Raw genomic sequence first — 14872 nt, 5'->3', positions numbered from 1 at the left:
ATGGCGACGAATCGAAAATTCCTGCTGTCGAAGCGCCCGAGCGGAACGCCCGACCGAGACACCTTCGAGTTAGTCGAAGAAGACGTCCCGGAACCGGGGCCGGGCGAGGCGCTCGTCCGAACGCTGTACCTCTCCGTGGACCCGTACATGCGCGGTCGGATGGACGCCGGAGAGTCCTACGCCGAACCGTGGGAGGTCGGCGAGCCGCTGGAGGGCGGCGTCGTCGGCGAAGTCGTCGAATCCAACGGCGCTGGCTTCGAGGCTGGCGACATCGTGACCGGAAACCTCGAATGGGCCGACTACGTTACCGCCCTCGGTCCGGAACTCCAGCAGGTCAACCCCGACCTCGCACCCATCTCGACCTCGCTCGGCGTCCTCGGCATGCCGGGGCTGACCGGCTACTTCGGCACCCGCGAAGTCCTCCAACCGCGCGCTGGTGATACCGTCGTCGTCACCGGTGCGGCGGGGGCTGTCGGCTCCGTCGTCGGCCAGATTTCGAAACTCACCGGCGCCAAAGTCGTCGGCTTCGCCGGGTCCGACGAGAAGGTCTCCTTCCTCGAAGACGACCTCGGCTTCGACGTCGGAATCAACTACAAGGACGTGGACGACTACGGCGCGGCGCTCGACGACGCCGCACCCGAGGGCGTTGACCGCTACTTCGACAACGTCGGCGGCGAAATCACGGATGCGGTCTTCTCGAAACTCAACGTCGATGCACGCGTCGCCGTGTGCGGCCAAATCGCGCTGTACAACGCCACCTCCATGCCCACCGGACCGCGCAAACTCGGTAAACTCATCGAGACGCGCGCGACGGTCGAAGGCCTCCTCGTCGGCGACTTCTCGCCCCGCTTCGAGCAGGGCGCGAAACAGCTCGGCCAGTGGATCTCCGAGGGTAAAATCGAATATCGGGAGACGGTCACCGAGGGTCTGGAGAACGCCCCCGACGCCTTCCTCGGCCTGTTCGAGGGCGAGAACATCGGCAAGCAGTTGGTGAAGGTCGGCGAACCCGAAGAGTAATCGAGTAGTCCGGTTTTCGACGGTTATCTTTTCTCTCGCGCTGCCTCGACCCGTGAGCGTAGCGCGAAGTCTTACGGTTCGCTATCGGACGACCGTCGCCGACCGAACGGTCAGCGTCCGCCGCCGACGCGAACCATTTCATATCGCAAAATACGATTCATTCGAGTGGTTTTCCAATGGGTCGAACCAGTTTCACATCTCTCGTACCCTCAGATTTCACCGTGTCTCCCCCGAGCGGTTTCACCCCCCGAGCAACCGCTCCCGTGCGGAATCGGCGAATAAGAGGAGCAACCACGAGTACATCGCCAGTTGCGCGCTCACGAAGGACACCAGAATCGACCCGGCGAAGACGACGGCGGGCGTGAGAATACTGGCGGTGACGTCGCGCACTTTCTCGCCGTCGACCGTGCCGTCGAGCAGGTCGTACGTCCACGCGTATCGCCAGAGAACGGCGAGGACGATGCTCGTCAGCGTGAGCGTTCCGGCGTAGACGATGACGGGAAAGCGTCCCGGAACGTCGCCGAGCAACGAGGTGGAAAAGGGAATGAACGCGATGAACATGAGATAGACGACGTTCAACCAGAGGAACCGTCGGTCGTAGCTATCGACGTCCTCGAAGATGCTGTGGTGAACGATCCAGTAGTTGCCGATGACGAGAAAGCTGATGACGTAGCTCAACACGTCCGGCCACTCGCGTATCACCTGTGCGACCGCGACCGCCGCCGAAGCAGTCGATTCGGGCACCTCGATGTTCAGTATCAACAACGTGATGGCGATGGCGAAGACGCCGTCGCTGAACCCCGCCAATCGGGCCATCCCCTCCGTCTCCGTCCCCGTTGCCTGACCCTCCGCTTCGGACTCCCCCATCGCGTACGACGAACGGTCGCCGAGGTGATAATCGTTGAGATGGGTCTGGGCGATTCGACCCTCGTTTTCCCATCCGTCGTCTCCGCTCCGACTCGTCAATCGCTAGCAATCGCTGGCGGGTCGTCGCACCGATACAATAAATTCGAGTTCCGAACCGCGAACGGCGGTGTTACTTGCCGCGGCCCTTGCCGCTGGTGTTGCTCGGACGGGTGTGTTCGGTACCCTTTCCGCGCTGTTGGAGACCGCGGTTTCGCTGTCCTGCACTCGTGAGGCCACGTTGTGCGCGGCCGCGGTGCGAGTCGTCACAAATCCAGTTGAGGTCCGAGTCGTTCTGGATGGCGGGATGTTCGGGGTCCACCAGAATCACTTCGTGCCACTTCTGGCTGCCGTCCTCGCCGACCCAGTAGGAGTTGAGGACGCGAAGGTTCGGGTACTTCTTGCTGACGCGCTCTTCCGCGATGCGCTGGATGTTCTTCCGCCGTCCGAGACGGTTGACACCCTGGCGCTTGGAACGGCGTCCGGCCTTGTGTCGCTGTTTGCGTGCGCCACCTTTGCGGACACTTGCGCGTGCGACGACGACGCCCTGCTTGGCCTTGTAGCCGAGCGAGCGGGCGCGGTCGAGGCGGGTCGGGCGGTCGATTCGCTCGATGGCACCTTGCTTGCGCCAGTCCTGCTTTCGTTGCCACTGGAGTTCGGCGAGTTTGCCGTCGTCCGGGTCCTTCCATGCGTCCCGAATGTGGGAGTAGAAACTTTTTGCCATGGTCTATCACCACGGGCGTTGAGTGGTTCAGCGTGGAATCGATTCACAATCGACCACGCCACATTCCGTCCTGCAGTTGCAGGTGCCCACTGGTGCCCGTTTCCCAGCGAGTTATCGAACGTTCCCGGTTGGCGGGTTTAAGAGCTTCGTCTTCGCTCGTCACAACCAGAGATGTTTTATCAAATTACGAGGAATACAACGTAAGATGAACGACTGTCGGCCGTTATTCCGGGACGAGGAGGACGTGTACGTGTTCCGGGACCACCTCGAAAGCCTCCGACAGCACGGAAGTAACCTCCTCGTCACCGGCGAAGTGTCACAACGTGTTACGAACCGCGCGTCGCGCACCCTCTTCGGAGATGACATGCACGACCGAAAACGCGTCCTCGCGCTCACGGACGCGGGAATCAACACCGCGAACGAGCATTTCCCGGCGGGCGTTTCGTACGACGATGCCTCCGTCTGGCTCATCGACCGCGGAAACCGTCGCCGCGCCATGCCACAGGCCGCCGCGGGGGTCAGCGAAACCCTCCCGCCGTTGGACGGCCACAACGGTCTCCACGAACTCCGCGAGGAGATAGTGACCGCCGTCGGCTACTACGACGACGCCGCGGAGGGCGTCGCCCCGGCCGAGCTTCGGCTCTGTGTCGATTCGCTGAACTACCTCGTGGACGAACACGACCTGCTCGCGCTCAAGCGATTCCTGCGCTCCATCGGCGCGGTTACCAAGGGCGTTCGCGGAATGGCCCACTACCACCTTCCCGTGCCGGACGACGCCGACATGGTTGCTGAACTGTCGCCTCTATTCGACGCCCGAATCGAACTCCGGCAGCGGGACGGTGACCGTCCCGACCACCGGTGGCACATCCCGTCCCTCGATATGACGACCGCGTGGGTAGACCTATAAGTATCTGGGATCTGAAACACACGAAATCGTGGAGCCACAGTTCGATTCGCTGGACGGACGGTCCGGCGTCGAGATTCGGGACCCCATCGAGAAGGTGCGATTCGAGTTGCACACCCCGAGCGCCGTCGAACCGACGCCAGCAACCGCCGAATCGTTTTACTATCCCGTCGATTCGGCCGTGACCGTCGAGACGGACGAGATAGTCTTCCCGATATTGGGGAGCATTTACGTATACTCGGCCGATGGCGAGTTTCTACAGGATTTCACGCCGAACAGTGACACCGAACTGACGATTGAACCGGGAGAGAAATACTATCAACTCAACGGGACGCCGATAGTCATCTATCTCTCGTTCTCGTCCGCGGTCACGATTCGAAAGTCGGAGACGGAGATACGGCTCTCGTTCGACGGATCGACGGCCGTTCGAATCGGCGCGCGTTCGTATCACGAATCCCCCGAGGGAACCATCACCGTCACCGGGTCGGTTCGGGATACGATGCGCGCGCTCTCGACGTTCGGGTCCGCGCTCAAGATGACGACTCCCGACCGCGCGCATCCGACGCTCCGGGGGCATCCGCCGCTCGTGGAACTGGGCGACGAATTCCACGTTCCGGAGTCCATCGACCCGCCGGACACCGGCGTCCGACTCGAACTGCCCCTGGTGCACGAGAAGGTCTACCCGGCGGCGTCGTTGGCCTACTACCTCGGCGCGGACGTGGTTCCGACGAGCGGCGTTCCAAAACTGGTCGCTGGTGACTTCGAGTACTCCCTCGAAAGCGACGGCACCTACGAGGAAACCCTGCATCGACTCCTGCGTCAGACCGCCTTTCTCGACTGTCTTGTTCGGACGGAAGGAATCGTCAAGGACGAACTCTACGAACGAAACCGGCTCGAATCGCGCCTCGACTGGGACTTCGCGGAAGTGTACGACAGTTCGCTCCCCGAACAGTTGGAGACGTACCTTTCGGTTCCGTTCGAGACGATTTCGGAGTACGTCCCGACGTGGACGCTCACGACGGACGTGACGCCGCTCGAAAAACACGCCGCGGTGTTGCCGTTTCTCGCGTACGACCTCTCCCAGATTCGCTCCGCGCCGCTCCGCTCCTCGAAGCAGTCGATTTCACAGCCACAGATGTTCGACGACTTCTATCGGACTGGCTTCACGCGGGACGAAAAGCGGGAGTTCGAAAGCGCGGACCTCCTCCGGGGGGCGAGCGAGCGAACCGACGCGGGGAAAATCGTTCGACCCGACCCCGTGGAAACGACCGAACACGCGTGGGTCGGGAATGGATTTCCGTTGGGTGCGAACAAACTAACGGTTGAAACCCTCAAACGTGGATTCGACTACTCCGCGCCGAACAAATCTGGAATCAGCATTCACGTCGTCTGTAACGACGCGGAGATGAGCGACGAAATCGTGGATGAACTGTACGGGTTTCGTGAACTGGTTGATTATGACATCACCATCGATTACAACCGAACTGTAGCCGAGTTGCGTGAGATACTAGAGACTCCTGTAGATTTGTTCCATTACATCGGTCATGTAGATGATGACGGGTTCCTCTGTGTCGATGGTAGTTTGAACGCTCAAGCGCTTGGTAATGTCGCTATTAAGTCCTTCTTTTTGAATGCCTGTTCCTCATACGAGCAGGGAATGGCGCTAATTCAGGGAGGGAGTATAGGTGGTGTTGTTACGCTTTCGGATGTTGCAAATACGACTGCCACGCGAGTCGGTCGTGCCTTTGCTAGCCTATTGAATCGTGGATTTTCTCTACGAACTGCTCTAACGATTGCTCGCCGAGAAACCGTATCGGGCTATCGGTATATTACCTTGGGAAATGGGGAGCAAACATTGGTCCAAAACGAAGGCGGTATTCCTATACACATTTCAATCGCAAGTACGCCAAATAATACCTATAGTGTTGAAGTAGAGACGTATTCCTCTACCCAGTGTGGGATCGGATCTTCTTACACAATTAATATTCTTGGCGGTTCTGCTCGTCGATTGGTTTGCAATGACTTTCAATCGAGTGATGTTCCATTGAAAAATTTGAACAAATTCTTGGATATTGAAACGAGACCAGTCATTATCGATGGCGAATTAAAATTTGATATCGATTTATCAGATTGAAGGAATGGTTATGGACCGTGAAAGCCTTCACCCATATTCGCCAACACAGGCGCAGCCTGCATCAAGAGCAAACTAGCCATGAACAAAGCGCCGATCATTCGTGGGTGCCGTTCGAGATACGTGGCGACATCCTGTCGTGCCATACATCCATTATATTCCCTAACACAGATTAATTTATTTAATCAGTTTAAACAAGATAATTATAATACGAATCCTTGTATTCCATGATAAAATCTCCTCACGGCCACAAATAACATACTGTACTTGCTAATTCAGCCCACGACACGAAGTGACCAGGGGGTCTATGACTGTGCATGTATCTCGCATACAGATACGGCGTCGGCGGGGTGAGTCGCTAATGGCGATTCTCGAACTCGCGATCGCGTTCGCCGTCCTCGCCATCGTTGCTGGAGTTCTCGGCGCGGGTGGCATCGCTGGCATGTCGATGGACATCGCCAAGTGGTTGATAATAGTGTTCCTCGTGTTGGCGGTGGTGTCCTACGTCATTTAAGGCCCGTCGCTCACGTGGTTGCGAACCGAGTCGAACTCTATTTCGGTGATGGCGTCCGCGACCGCGGGGACGTCCACGTCGCCCACGAGTTGCGGGTATTTGCGCTGGAAGTAGCCGACGATGTTGCGAACGTCACGTTCGAGGAACTCCGCCGCGTTCTGGTGGTCGGTCGGAATCGCTTGCGGCCAATCGAAGATGGTGATTCCCTCGCTGTTGACGAACACGTTGTACTCGCTCATGTCCGCGTGGACGTACCCGCCTTCGTAGGCGTCTCCCACCTCGCGGAGCACGAGGTCGAGGACGGGGACGACCTGCTCGTCTTCGAACTTCGAGCGCGCGAGTTCCACGCCGTCTATCTTCTCCATCACGATGGCGTGGCGGTTGTGGTCGATGGGGCGCGGAACGCTCACGTCGGGGTACAGCGCTTCGAGAACGTCGTACTCCCGCTCGGCGGCTTTGCGAGCGGTGTAGAGCCACGAGACGTGCTCCCGGTCGGACGTGTAATCGCGCTCTTTCATCACTTCGCGGAAGTTGGTGTAGCCCTCGCGGTGGTACTTCAACGCGAGCGGCCGGAACGACTGCACTTCGTACACGTCGCTTTCCTTGCCGACGCCGAGCGGCGACCCGACGCCTTGGATCGTGTCGCGCTCGGAAAACGCCCGAAGCGCGAGCGCGTCGTACCCCTCGAACGTGAGGGTGTAGCCCTCGTACTGGATGGTCTTGCGTTCGAGCAGTTCGCGGTCGAGACACCGGTCGATTCGATATTCGACTTCCTCCGCGGTCAACCGCGAGAAGCGTGGAATCTTCTCCTTCTGTACCCACTCGCTGAAGCGCATCCCCTGCTCGACGCCCGAGAGGAGATAGAAGTCCTCCGGCTCCAACTCGGCCATCTCGGGTGCGACGTTCCGAACCATCGCGTTCGCCTACTCGTCCGGCGCGTAAGGGGCTTGCGACTACGCTGATAGGGGTCTCCGATACGACTTTCGTGGCGATTGCGATGGAAACGGCGTGCGATTCATACTCCGATTGACTACTCCGTATGATTATGTATTCGCAATATAGGCCTATTACAACGCCTTAAGGTCGGTTGTCCAAATCGACGGGTAATGACGAACGAATCCACTCGTCGAAAGTTCCTGGCCACGAGCGCCGCAACCGGTGCGTTGGCGCTCGCCGGTTGCAGCGGTCAGTTGAGCGGCGGAAAAACCTCAATCAAGTTCTGGCATGCGATGGGCGGCGACACCGCGAAGCTGTTGGACCAGATGGGTTCCGACTTCGAATCCAAACACGAGGACGTCTCCGTCGAGGTGACGTCGAAGGGGAGCTACCGCGAGACGTTGAATTCGACCCTTTCGGCGGTCAAGGCGGACAAACCCCCGGCGGTCGCCCAGATTTTCGACATCGGGACCGGACTGGCACGAACCAGCGACGCGTTCGTCTCCGTCCAAGACATCATTCCGTCGGACGCAATCGACTACGACAACTTCCTGAATCCGGTCCTCAACTACTACCGCATCGGTGATACGCTCAACTCGATGCCGTTCAACTCCTCGAATCCCGTCCTGTACTACAACAAGGACGCCTTCGAGAAGGCCGGTCTCGACCCCGAGAGTCCGCCGAAAACCTTCCAAGGTATCGCGGACGCCTCAGCAAAGCTGATCGACTCGGAAACCACGAAGAAGGGAATCACGTGGCCGAACCACGGCTGGTTCGTCGAGCAGTGGATGGCCGAGCAAAATCAGCTCCTCGTCAACGAGGAGAACGGTCGCGCGGGCGACCCGACCGAGATTTATCTCGAAAGCGACGCGGCAAAGCGCATCTTCAACTGGTGGACGGAGCTGTACGAGCAGGGCGCGTACCTCAATCCCGGCATCGAGGATTGGAGCGCCGCGAAACAGGCGTTCATCGCCGGGAAAGTCGGGATGCTCATCACCTCCACCTCGGGCATCGCCTCGACCACCGCGGGCGCGAAGGAGAACGGCTTCGAGATGGGTACCGGCTACCTGCCCACCCCGGAGGGGAAACGCAAGGGCGTCGTCATCGGCGGCGGGTCGCTCTGGGTTCCGAAGGGACTCTCGGACGCCAAACAGAAGGCGGCGGCGGACTTTCTCGTGTGGCTCACCCAGCCCGAACAGCAGGTTCGATGGCACAAGAACACGGGATACTTCCCCGTCCGCAAGGAGGCCGTCGGCCAACTCCAAGACAACGGCTGGTTCGACGAGAATCCCAACTTCAAGACGGCGTTCGACCAACTGCAGGCCACGAAGGATACGACGGCGACTCGCGGCGCACAGATGGCACCGTTCGCAAAGACGCGAACCATCGTCGAGAAGAGCTACGTGAGCATGATTCAGGGCACCAGCGTCGATAGCGCGCTCGCCAGCGCGAAGAAGGACGTCGAGTCCGAACTGGCCCGCGCGAACCAGAAGTAACTCACCTCAGCTTTTCATGTCCACTAAAGAATCAACGTATTCGAGCACCTGGCAGGCGGCCTTGTTGTTGCTGCCAACGATAGTCGTCCTCGTCGCGTTCCTGTACTATCCGTCGGTCGAGACGATCCGTCTGAGCCTCTACAACACGGGCGTGCTGGGTCTCCACAAGACGTTCGTCGGACTGGACAACTTCGCAACCCTCCTCACCTCCCCCGAGTATCGTCACAGCATCGCGGTGACGGCCCTCTTCGCCGTCGCCGTCGTGGTCGGCACGCTGACCGTCTCGCTGTTCGTGGCGACGCTCCTCTACGAGGTGACGACCGGGCAAGCGGCGTACCTCGTGGCCGCCATCTGGCCGTACGCGCTCCCGCCAGCGGTCGCAGGGACGATTCTGCTCTTCCTGTTTCATCCCACGCTTGGCGTCATCACGTACTTCCTTCACGACCTGTTCGGCATCACGCTCGACTGGTTCACGAACGGCACGCTCGCGTTGGTCATCGTTGCGATAGCGGCCATCTGGAAGCAACTCGGCTACAACATCATCTTCATCCTCGCCGCGTTGAACAACGTCCCCGAGACGCTCAACGAGGCGGCAAAACTCGACGGCGTTAGTCGGTTTCAACTCGTCACCCGCGTCTACATCCCGCTCATCTCGCCGACGCTCCTGTTCCTCGTGGTCATGGACACCATCTACGCGTTCTTCAGCACCTTCTCGTTGGTGGACCTGATGACCCACGGCGGCCCGAACGGGGCGACCAACTTCCTCATCTTCAAGCTCTACCGGGACGCCTTCGAGTTCTCGAACCCCGGACTCGCATCCGCCGAGTCCGTCATCCTGTTCGGCATCGTCGGCGTGCTGACGTACGCCCAGTTGCGCCTCTCCGACCGGTACGTCCAGTACGGAGGGAACTCATGAGCACGGAGTCGTTCCCCGCCGCCGACCGAGTGCGTCGGGGGTCGTGGCGGGACGTGCTCCCTGACAACCTCTTCGTGCACGTCGCACTCGTCGGCTCGACGTTCGTCATGGCGTTGCCCCTGTTGCTCGCGCTCCTGATGAGCACGCAGACGACGACCCAGATATACCAGACGACGAACCTCGCCCCCGGAGGGCAGGCGGCGCACAACTACGTCGCCGCCATGACCGAGTACGGGATGGGTCGGTATCTGCTCAACTCGCTCGCGATGTCACTCGTCATCGTCGTGGGCAAGGTGACGATTTCGCTGTTCGCGGCGCTGGCCATCGTCTACTACCGGTTCCGGTTCAAGCGATTGGTGTTCATGTTCATCCTGTTCACGCTGATGCTCCCCGTCCCGGTGCGCATCCTCTCTCTGTTCCAGTTCGTGGCGAGCATCGGCTGGTCGGATTCGTTGCTCGCGCTGACCGCGCCCTACCTCGCCAGCGCGACGACCGTTTTCCTGCTTCGACAGCACTTCCGGTCGATTCCGGACTCGCTCGTCGAAACAGCCCGACTGGACGGTATCGGACCGCTCACGTTCCTGTTTCGCGTCCTCGTGCCGATGTCGAAGGGCATGATAGCGGGCGTCGCGGTCATCGAGTTCATCTACGCGTGGAACCAGTACCTCTGGCCGCTCACCATCATGAGCACGCAACGAAAGCAGGTCGCGCAGGTCGGCGTCAAACTCTTGCAGTCGGCCAGCGCCGCGGGGCAAACCCAGTGGGGACTCATCATGGCGGGTGCCGTCATCGCGCTCGTCCCCCCGCTCTTGGTTCTCCTCGTGTTGCACCGCCCGCTCCTCCAGACGTTCGGACTTCAACAAAAGTGACCAGTTATGGCAACCATCTCACTGAAAAACGTCGTCAAGCGGTACGACGACGTGACGGCAGTCAACGGCATCGACCTCGAAGTGAACGACGGCGAGTTCCTCGTCGTCGTCGGACCAAGCGGGTGCGGGAAATCCACCACGCTTCGCATGCTCGCCGGACTCGAAACGATATCCGACGGAACGATTCGGTTCGGCGGCGACGTCGTCAACGGCGTTCCGCCCAAGGACCGCAACGTGGCGATGGTGTTCCAGAACTACGCGCTCTACCCGCACATGACCGCGGAGCGGAACATGACCTTCGGCATGAACTCGTCGGGGTCGTACACGAGCGACGAAATCGAGCGAGCGGTCGCCGACGCGGCCGACACGCTCGACATCGTGGACCTCCTCGACCGGAAACCGGGTGAACTCTCGGGCGGCGAACGACAGCGGGTCGCCATCGGCCGGACGCTCGTTCGGGACCCCGAAATTCTCCTCATGGACGAGCCGCTGTCGAACCTCGACGCCAAACTGCGCGTCGAAATGCGCGCGGAACTCGCGGAACTCCACGCCGAACTCGAACGAACCACCATCTACGTCACGCACGACCAGACGGAGGCGATGACGCTCGGCGACCGCGTTGCGGTCATGAACGACGGGAAAATCCAGCAAGTGGATGACCCGCAGACGCTCTATGACTATCCCGTCAACCGATTCGTGGCGGAGTTCGTCGGCAGTCCGTCGATGAACGTCCTTCCCGCTCGCGTCTCCGAGGGCGACGGACGCCGGGTCGCCGAGGGGAACGGATTTCGCATCCCGCTTCCACGGGCGGAGACGCGCGTCGATACCGATATCGACCGCGCGCAGGTCGGAATTCGTCCCGAAGACCTCGCGGTCAGCGAGGGCGAGGGCGATATCGAACTCTCGGTGAGCGTCACGGAACCGCTCGGCGAGTCGCTGTTGCTCCGCGGCACCGTCGGCGAGACCGAACTCTCGGTCAAAGCCGACCCGCGAAGGTCGGTCGGAGTGGGTGAAACGGTCGGCCTCGTCGCCGACCCGGAACGGCTCCACCTGTTCCGTTCCGATACCGGGGCGGCGATATATCACTCGTCGCCGGGCGCATCCGAGCGAACGCCGGTGAAGCGTCCCTCGGCGTAGCCGGACCGGACCCGACCCTCGTTTCACGCCTCGAACGAGCAGCCATACAATGCGATTCTAACTGACTGGTCAGTACCTCTCTCACTTCGAAATTGCTCCGTGTTGATAGTTGTTCGACGTTTATCTCTACGTTTTCTTTCTACTATCAACCATCTCCTGACCAAAAAGCATACAATCTAATTGAACGATTATTCAGTCGATGGAATCCCCCAATCAAGCGTCATCGGTCCTCCGACCGCCCGAAGAACTGTACGACAGACAGCGGCAACTCGACCCGTTCGACTGGTACGCACGAATGCGTCGGGAGTCTCCCGTTCGCTACGACGAGAGTCGAAAGATGTGGGACGTGTTTCGGTACGAGGACGTGGACCGCGTGCTCTCCGACTACGACGCGTTCTCCTCGGACATGCGGGACGCCGAGGCGGTGTCGTTCGACGACGACCAAGCGATGCGCCGGACCATGATAAACGCGGAACCCCCGGAACACGACCGACTTCGGCGGTTCGTGGACGAACGATTCCGGCCGGGAACGATACGCGAACTGCAACCCCGTCTCGAATCGTTCGCCGCCGAATTTCTGGATGCGGTCGAGGACGCGGACCGAATCGACCTCGTCGGCGACTTCGCGTATCCGTTCCCCGTGACCGTCATCGCGGAACTGCTCGGAATCCCCGCCGAACGCCGCGACCAATTCAAGTCGTGGTCGGACGCGCTGGTCGCCAGTCCGACGGAGGAGACGAAAACGGCGATGGAGAAAAACGAACGACAGCGCCAACGCGCTCGTCGAGAGATGGCCGAGTACTTCGGCGACCTACTCGACGAGCGGGCCGACGGGGACGGTGACGACCTCATCACGCTCGCGGCGACGAGCGACGACCTCGAACGCGATGAGAAGGTCGGGTTCTGCATCCTCCTTCTCATCGCGGGCAACATCACGACGACGAATCTCATCACGAACGCCGTGTGGTGTTTCGACGAACACGACGTGACCGACGCCGTTCGAACGGGCGAAATCGACCGAAAACAGGCGATAGAGGAGGTACTTCGGTACCGCTCTCCCGCCCAGTCTATCCGTCGCGTCGCCACCCGGGACGTCGAACTCGGCGGCGAAACCATCGAAGCCGGTGAGTTGGTGACCGCGTGGATCGGGTCCGCGAACCGCGACCCCGACGTGTTCGACGCGCCGGAGGGGTTCCGGCCGGAGCGAAGTCCCAACCGACACATCGCGTTCGGCAAGGGCATCCACTACTGCCTCGGCGCGCCGCTCGCCCGCGTCGAGGCGGACATCGCGCTCGACGCGCTCTTGGATCGGTTCGACACCATCGAGCCGACCGACGAACCCAAGAGTCCGCTTTCGACCCAACTGCTCCACGGACTCGAAGCCCTGCCGTGTCGTGTCGAACGCGCCGAGTGACAAAAAATTGGACCGCCGCTACAACCGCTCCAGCGAGTCGATTTCCGATTGGCTCCAGTCGTAGAACGTCGTATCGATACGTCTGAGCGTCTCGACGCACTCGTTGTAGCGCTCGCGGGCCTCGGACGCGTGTTTGTCGTTAGGATTCTCCCGTATCCACTCCCGGAGTTCCGTCATCGAGCGCGGGGAGTAGGTGTCGATTTCGCCCTGTTCGTTCAGCAGTTCGAGCTTTTCGTCCTCGTCTCGGAGCGAGCGAACGAGCGCCCACACGGCCGTGCCCCAGAGGACGGCGATGGACCCGAGCATGACGACCCACGCGCTCGTCGAGAGTGCCATCTCAATCACCTCCTCCCGCGGCGGTTTCAGGTGAGTCACTCGCCCCGCCACGTCCGCGGAGCGCACCCATGATGAGGACCGCACCGACGAGCAACACGGCCATCAACACGACGCCGCCGACCGTCCGGACGAACGACGTACCGACACTCATCACGACGTAGTAGGCCATGATGCCCACCATCAGCGCCGGAATGAGGAATTTGATGATGCCGACCCACCACCCACCGACGTGGATGTCGGAGTTGCGGTTGAGCGCGATGACGCGCATGGGTTCGGCTTCGAGCTGCCAGCCGACGGTCAGGATGATGAGCAACGCCGCGAGCGGCAGCCCCCAGTTTCCGAACATGAAGTCCATCAGCCCGAGGAAGTCGGCGGAGTACGCGCTCGGAAGACCGACCAACCAGATGAGGCCGACGACTCCGAGAACGGCACCGCGGCGGTCCAACCTCGTCTCCTCGGTGACCGTCGTCACCGCGACTTCGGTGATGGCGAGGCCGGACGAAAACGTGGCGAACAGGAAGCCGACGAAGAACAGGATGGCCCAAATCGCTCCGCCCGTCATCTGCGGGAAGACGCTCGGTAGGGAGATAAACGCCAGATTGGACCCGGCGCTCGGCTCCAGCCCGAACGCGAACACCGCCGGGAAGACGGCGAAGATGGCGAGCAGCCCGACGCTCGTGTTTCCGACGGCGGTGAAGACGCCCGCACCAAGCGGCACGTCGTCGTTCTTGCTCAGGTAACTCCCGAAGGTGAGCGCGATACCCCAACCGAGGCCGGTTGAGAAGAGCGCCTGTCCGAGCGCGGCGGTCCACGTCTCCGCACGCACGAGGTAGTTCCAGTCGGGGGTGAACACGAACTCCAGTCCACCCATCGCGCCGGGGAGCGTGAGTCCCTTGATTCCCACCGCGATGAGCGCGAGGACGAGGAACGGAATCATCCACTTGACGACGCGCTCGATGCCGTCCTTGATGCCGAACAGGAGGACGCCTCCCGTCGCCGCCATGGCGACGGTGTGCATCCCGACGGTGAGCGCCGGAGATCCCGAAAAGGCCGACCAGAACGACTGCGGGTCGAAGCCCGGTTGCGAGAAGGTTAGGAGAACCGAGTTCGCCGCGTAGTACATCGTCCACCCGATGATGGGCGCGTAGTAGGACATCAAGGCGATGTTCACGATGACGACGACCAACCCGAGCCCTTCCGCGCGGCCCTCACCGAACGCGGATTTGAACGACCCGATGACGCCGCGATTCGTGTACGACCCGAACACCGTCTCGGCCATCAGCCCCGGAATGGCGATGAGGAACAGGAGGATGACGTACGCCACGAGGAACGCGCCACCTCCGTTCTCGCCCGTCGTGAACGGCATCCGCCATATGTTTCCGGCGCCGACCATCGCGCCGAGCATTGCCATGAGGAAGCCGAAGCGACTTCCCCACTGTTCCCGTACGGTCCGTGCGTTAGCATCTGACATGGATACGGCGGTTCGGACGGTCGGCAGAAACTTATATTGATACGGTTAGGTGGTGATATTCTACTCCCACCGACATGAATACACTTTCTCTACTGATCGCTGTA

14 protein-coding genes are annotated in these 14872 nt (G+C 60.7%); 9 read left to right on the top strand and 5 right to left on the bottom strand.

Annotated elements, in window-relative coordinates; genetic code table 11:
* A complete protein-coding gene (locus tag OPC11_RS09320; protein WP_264781696.1) occupies nt 1-1017 on the top strand; it encodes an NADP-dependent oxidoreductase in 1017 nt (338 codons plus the stop codon).
* 240 nt (nt 1018-1257) lie between these two features.
* Here the strand turns inward: OPC11_RS09320 and OPC11_RS09315 are convergent, their stop codons facing one another.
* On the bottom strand, nt 1258-1884 hold the full coding sequence (locus tag OPC11_RS09315; RefSeq protein ID WP_264781695.1) for a TMEM175 family protein: 627 nt from the start codon (nt 1882-1884) through the stop codon (nt 1258-1260).
* A gap of 169 nt (nt 1885-2053) precedes the next feature.
* Nucleotides 2054-2644, bottom strand: a complete 591-nt coding sequence (locus tag OPC11_RS09310; protein WP_007982431.1) for a 50S ribosomal protein L15e — start codon at nt 2642-2644, stop codon at nt 2054-2056.
* Between the two features lie 205 nt (nt 2645-2849).
* Here OPC11_RS09310 and OPC11_RS09305 point away from each other — a divergent pair, with 205 nt between their 5' ends.
* The 3 genes from OPC11_RS09305 (at nt 2850) to OPC11_RS09295 (ending at nt 6193) form a co-directional block, all read left to right on the top strand.
* Nucleotides 2850-3551, top strand: a complete 702-nt coding sequence (locus tag OPC11_RS09305) for a hypothetical protein (RefSeq protein WP_007982432.1) — start codon at nt 2850-2852, stop codon at nt 3549-3551.
* Between the two features lie 583 nt (nt 3552-4134).
* Nucleotides 4135-5682 carry a hypothetical protein gene (locus OPC11_RS09300; RefSeq protein ID WP_264781694.1) on the top strand — a complete coding sequence of 516 codons (1548 nt, stop codon included), beginning with the start codon at nt 4135-4137 and terminating at the stop codon, nt 5680-5682.
* Nucleotides 5683-6040: 358 nt separating this feature from the next.
* Nucleotides 6041-6193 (top strand): DUF1328 domain-containing protein, encoded by a 153-nt coding sequence (locus OPC11_RS09295; protein ID WP_007982434.1) that lies wholly within the window; start codon nt 6041-6043, stop codon nt 6191-6193.
* Here the strand turns inward: OPC11_RS09295 and OPC11_RS09290 are convergent.
* A complete protein-coding gene (locus tag OPC11_RS09290; protein ID WP_264781693.1) occupies nt 6190-7107 on the bottom strand; it encodes a serine/threonine-protein kinase RIO2 in 918 nt (305 codons plus the stop codon). The genes OPC11_RS09295 and OPC11_RS09290 overlap by 4 nt on opposite strands.
* A gap of 192 nt (nt 7108-7299) precedes the next feature.
* On the opposite strand from OPC11_RS09290, the gene OPC11_RS09285 reads away from it, so the two are divergent.
* The 5 genes from OPC11_RS09285 to OPC11_RS09265 all read left to right on the top strand — a co-directional run bounded on the left by OPC11_RS09285 (nt 7300) and on the right by OPC11_RS09265 (nt 12961).
* Entirely contained in the window at nt 7300-8625 is a 1326-nt protein-coding gene (locus OPC11_RS09285; RefSeq protein ID WP_264781692.1) for an ABC transporter substrate-binding protein, read from the top strand.
* A 16-nt stretch (nt 8626-8641) separates the two neighbouring features.
* On the top strand, nt 8642-9541 hold the full coding sequence (locus tag OPC11_RS09280; protein ID WP_306421008.1) for a sugar ABC transporter permease: 900 nt from the start codon (nt 8642-8644) through the stop codon (nt 9539-9541).
* Nucleotides 9538-10410, top strand: coding sequence for a carbohydrate ABC transporter permease (locus OPC11_RS09275; protein ID WP_007982441.1), 873 nt, complete (start codon nt 9538-9540; stop codon nt 10408-10410). Before OPC11_RS09280 ends, OPC11_RS09275 begins: the two co-directional genes overlap by 4 nt.
* Nucleotides 10411-10416: 6 nt before the next feature.
* Nucleotides 10417-11547: an ABC transporter ATP-binding protein gene (locus OPC11_RS09270; RefSeq protein WP_264781689.1), complete on the top strand. Its 1131-nt coding sequence runs from the start codon at nt 10417-10419 to the stop codon at nt 11545-11547.
* A gap of 199 nt (nt 11548-11746) precedes the next feature.
* Complete coding sequence (locus OPC11_RS09265; RefSeq protein ID WP_264781688.1) at nt 11747-12961, top strand: cytochrome P450; 1215 nt, start codon at nt 11747-11749, stop codon at nt 12959-12961.
* Between the two features lie 18 nt (nt 12962-12979).
* On the opposite strand, the gene OPC11_RS09260 is transcribed toward OPC11_RS09265, so the two are convergent.
* Together OPC11_RS09260 and OPC11_RS09255 are read right to left on the bottom strand one after the other, a co-directional pair.
* Nucleotides 12980-13297, bottom strand: coding sequence for a hypothetical protein (locus tag OPC11_RS09260; protein WP_007982447.1), 318 nt, complete (start codon nt 13295-13297; stop codon nt 12980-12982).
* Nucleotide 13298: 1 nt separating this feature from the next.
* Nucleotides 13299-14768: a sodium-dependent transporter gene (locus OPC11_RS09255; protein WP_264781687.1), complete on the bottom strand. Its 1470-nt coding sequence runs from the start codon at nt 14766-14768 to the stop codon at nt 13299-13301.
* Nucleotides 14769-14872: the final 104 nt, after the last annotated feature.

The organism is Haladaptatus sp. T7, assembly GCF_026008575.1.
GTDB classification, from domain to species: domain Archaea; phylum Halobacteriota; class Halobacteria; order Halobacteriales; family Haladaptataceae; genus Haladaptatus; species Haladaptatus paucihalophilus.
This window is presented reverse-complemented; position numbering and strand designations above follow the sequence as displayed.

Bases quoted from the DNA above. Each gene is read 5' to 3' on its own strand.
- OPC11_RS09320 (WP_264781696.1), top strand. From the start codon at position 1: ATGGCGACGAATCGAAAATTCCTGCTGTCGAAGCGCCCGAGCGGAACG.
- OPC11_RS09315 (WP_264781695.1), bottom strand. From the start codon at position 1,884: ATGGGGGAGTCCGAAGCGGAGGGTCAGGCAACGGGGACGGAGACGGAG.
- OPC11_RS09310 (WP_007982431.1), bottom strand. From the start codon at position 2,644: ATGGCAAAAAGTTTCTACTCCCACATTCGGGACGCATGGAAGGACCCG.
- OPC11_RS09305 (WP_007982432.1), top strand. From the start codon at position 2,850: ATGAACGACTGTCGGCCGTTATTCCGGGACGAGGAGGACGTGTACGTG.
- OPC11_RS09295 (WP_007982434.1), top strand. From the start codon at position 6,041: ATGGCGATTCTCGAACTCGCGATCGCGTTCGCCGTCCTCGCCATCGTT.
- OPC11_RS09290 (WP_264781693.1), bottom strand. From the start codon at position 7,107: ATGGTTCGGAACGTCGCACCCGAGATGGCCGAGTTGGAGCCGGAGGAC.
- OPC11_RS09285 (WP_264781692.1), top strand. From the start codon at position 7,300: ATGACGAACGAATCCACTCGTCGAAAGTTCCTGGCCACGAGCGCCGCA.
- OPC11_RS09280 (WP_306421008.1), top strand. From the start codon at position 8,642: ATGTCCACTAAAGAATCAACGTATTCGAGCACCTGGCAGGCGGCCTTG.
- OPC11_RS09275 (WP_007982441.1), top strand. From the start codon at position 9,538: ATGAGCACGGAGTCGTTCCCCGCCGCCGACCGAGTGCGTCGGGGGTCG.
- OPC11_RS09270 (WP_264781689.1), top strand. From the start codon at position 10,417: ATGGCAACCATCTCACTGAAAAACGTCGTCAAGCGGTACGACGACGTG.
- OPC11_RS09265 (WP_264781688.1), top strand. From the start codon at position 11,747: ATGGAATCCCCCAATCAAGCGTCATCGGTCCTCCGACCGCCCGAAGAA.
- OPC11_RS09260 (WP_007982447.1), bottom strand. From the start codon at position 13,297: ATGGCACTCTCGACGAGCGCGTGGGTCGTCATGCTCGGGTCCATCGCC.
- OPC11_RS09255 (WP_264781687.1), bottom strand. From the start codon at position 14,768: ATGTCAGATGCTAACGCACGGACCGTACGGGAACAGTGGGGAAGTCGC.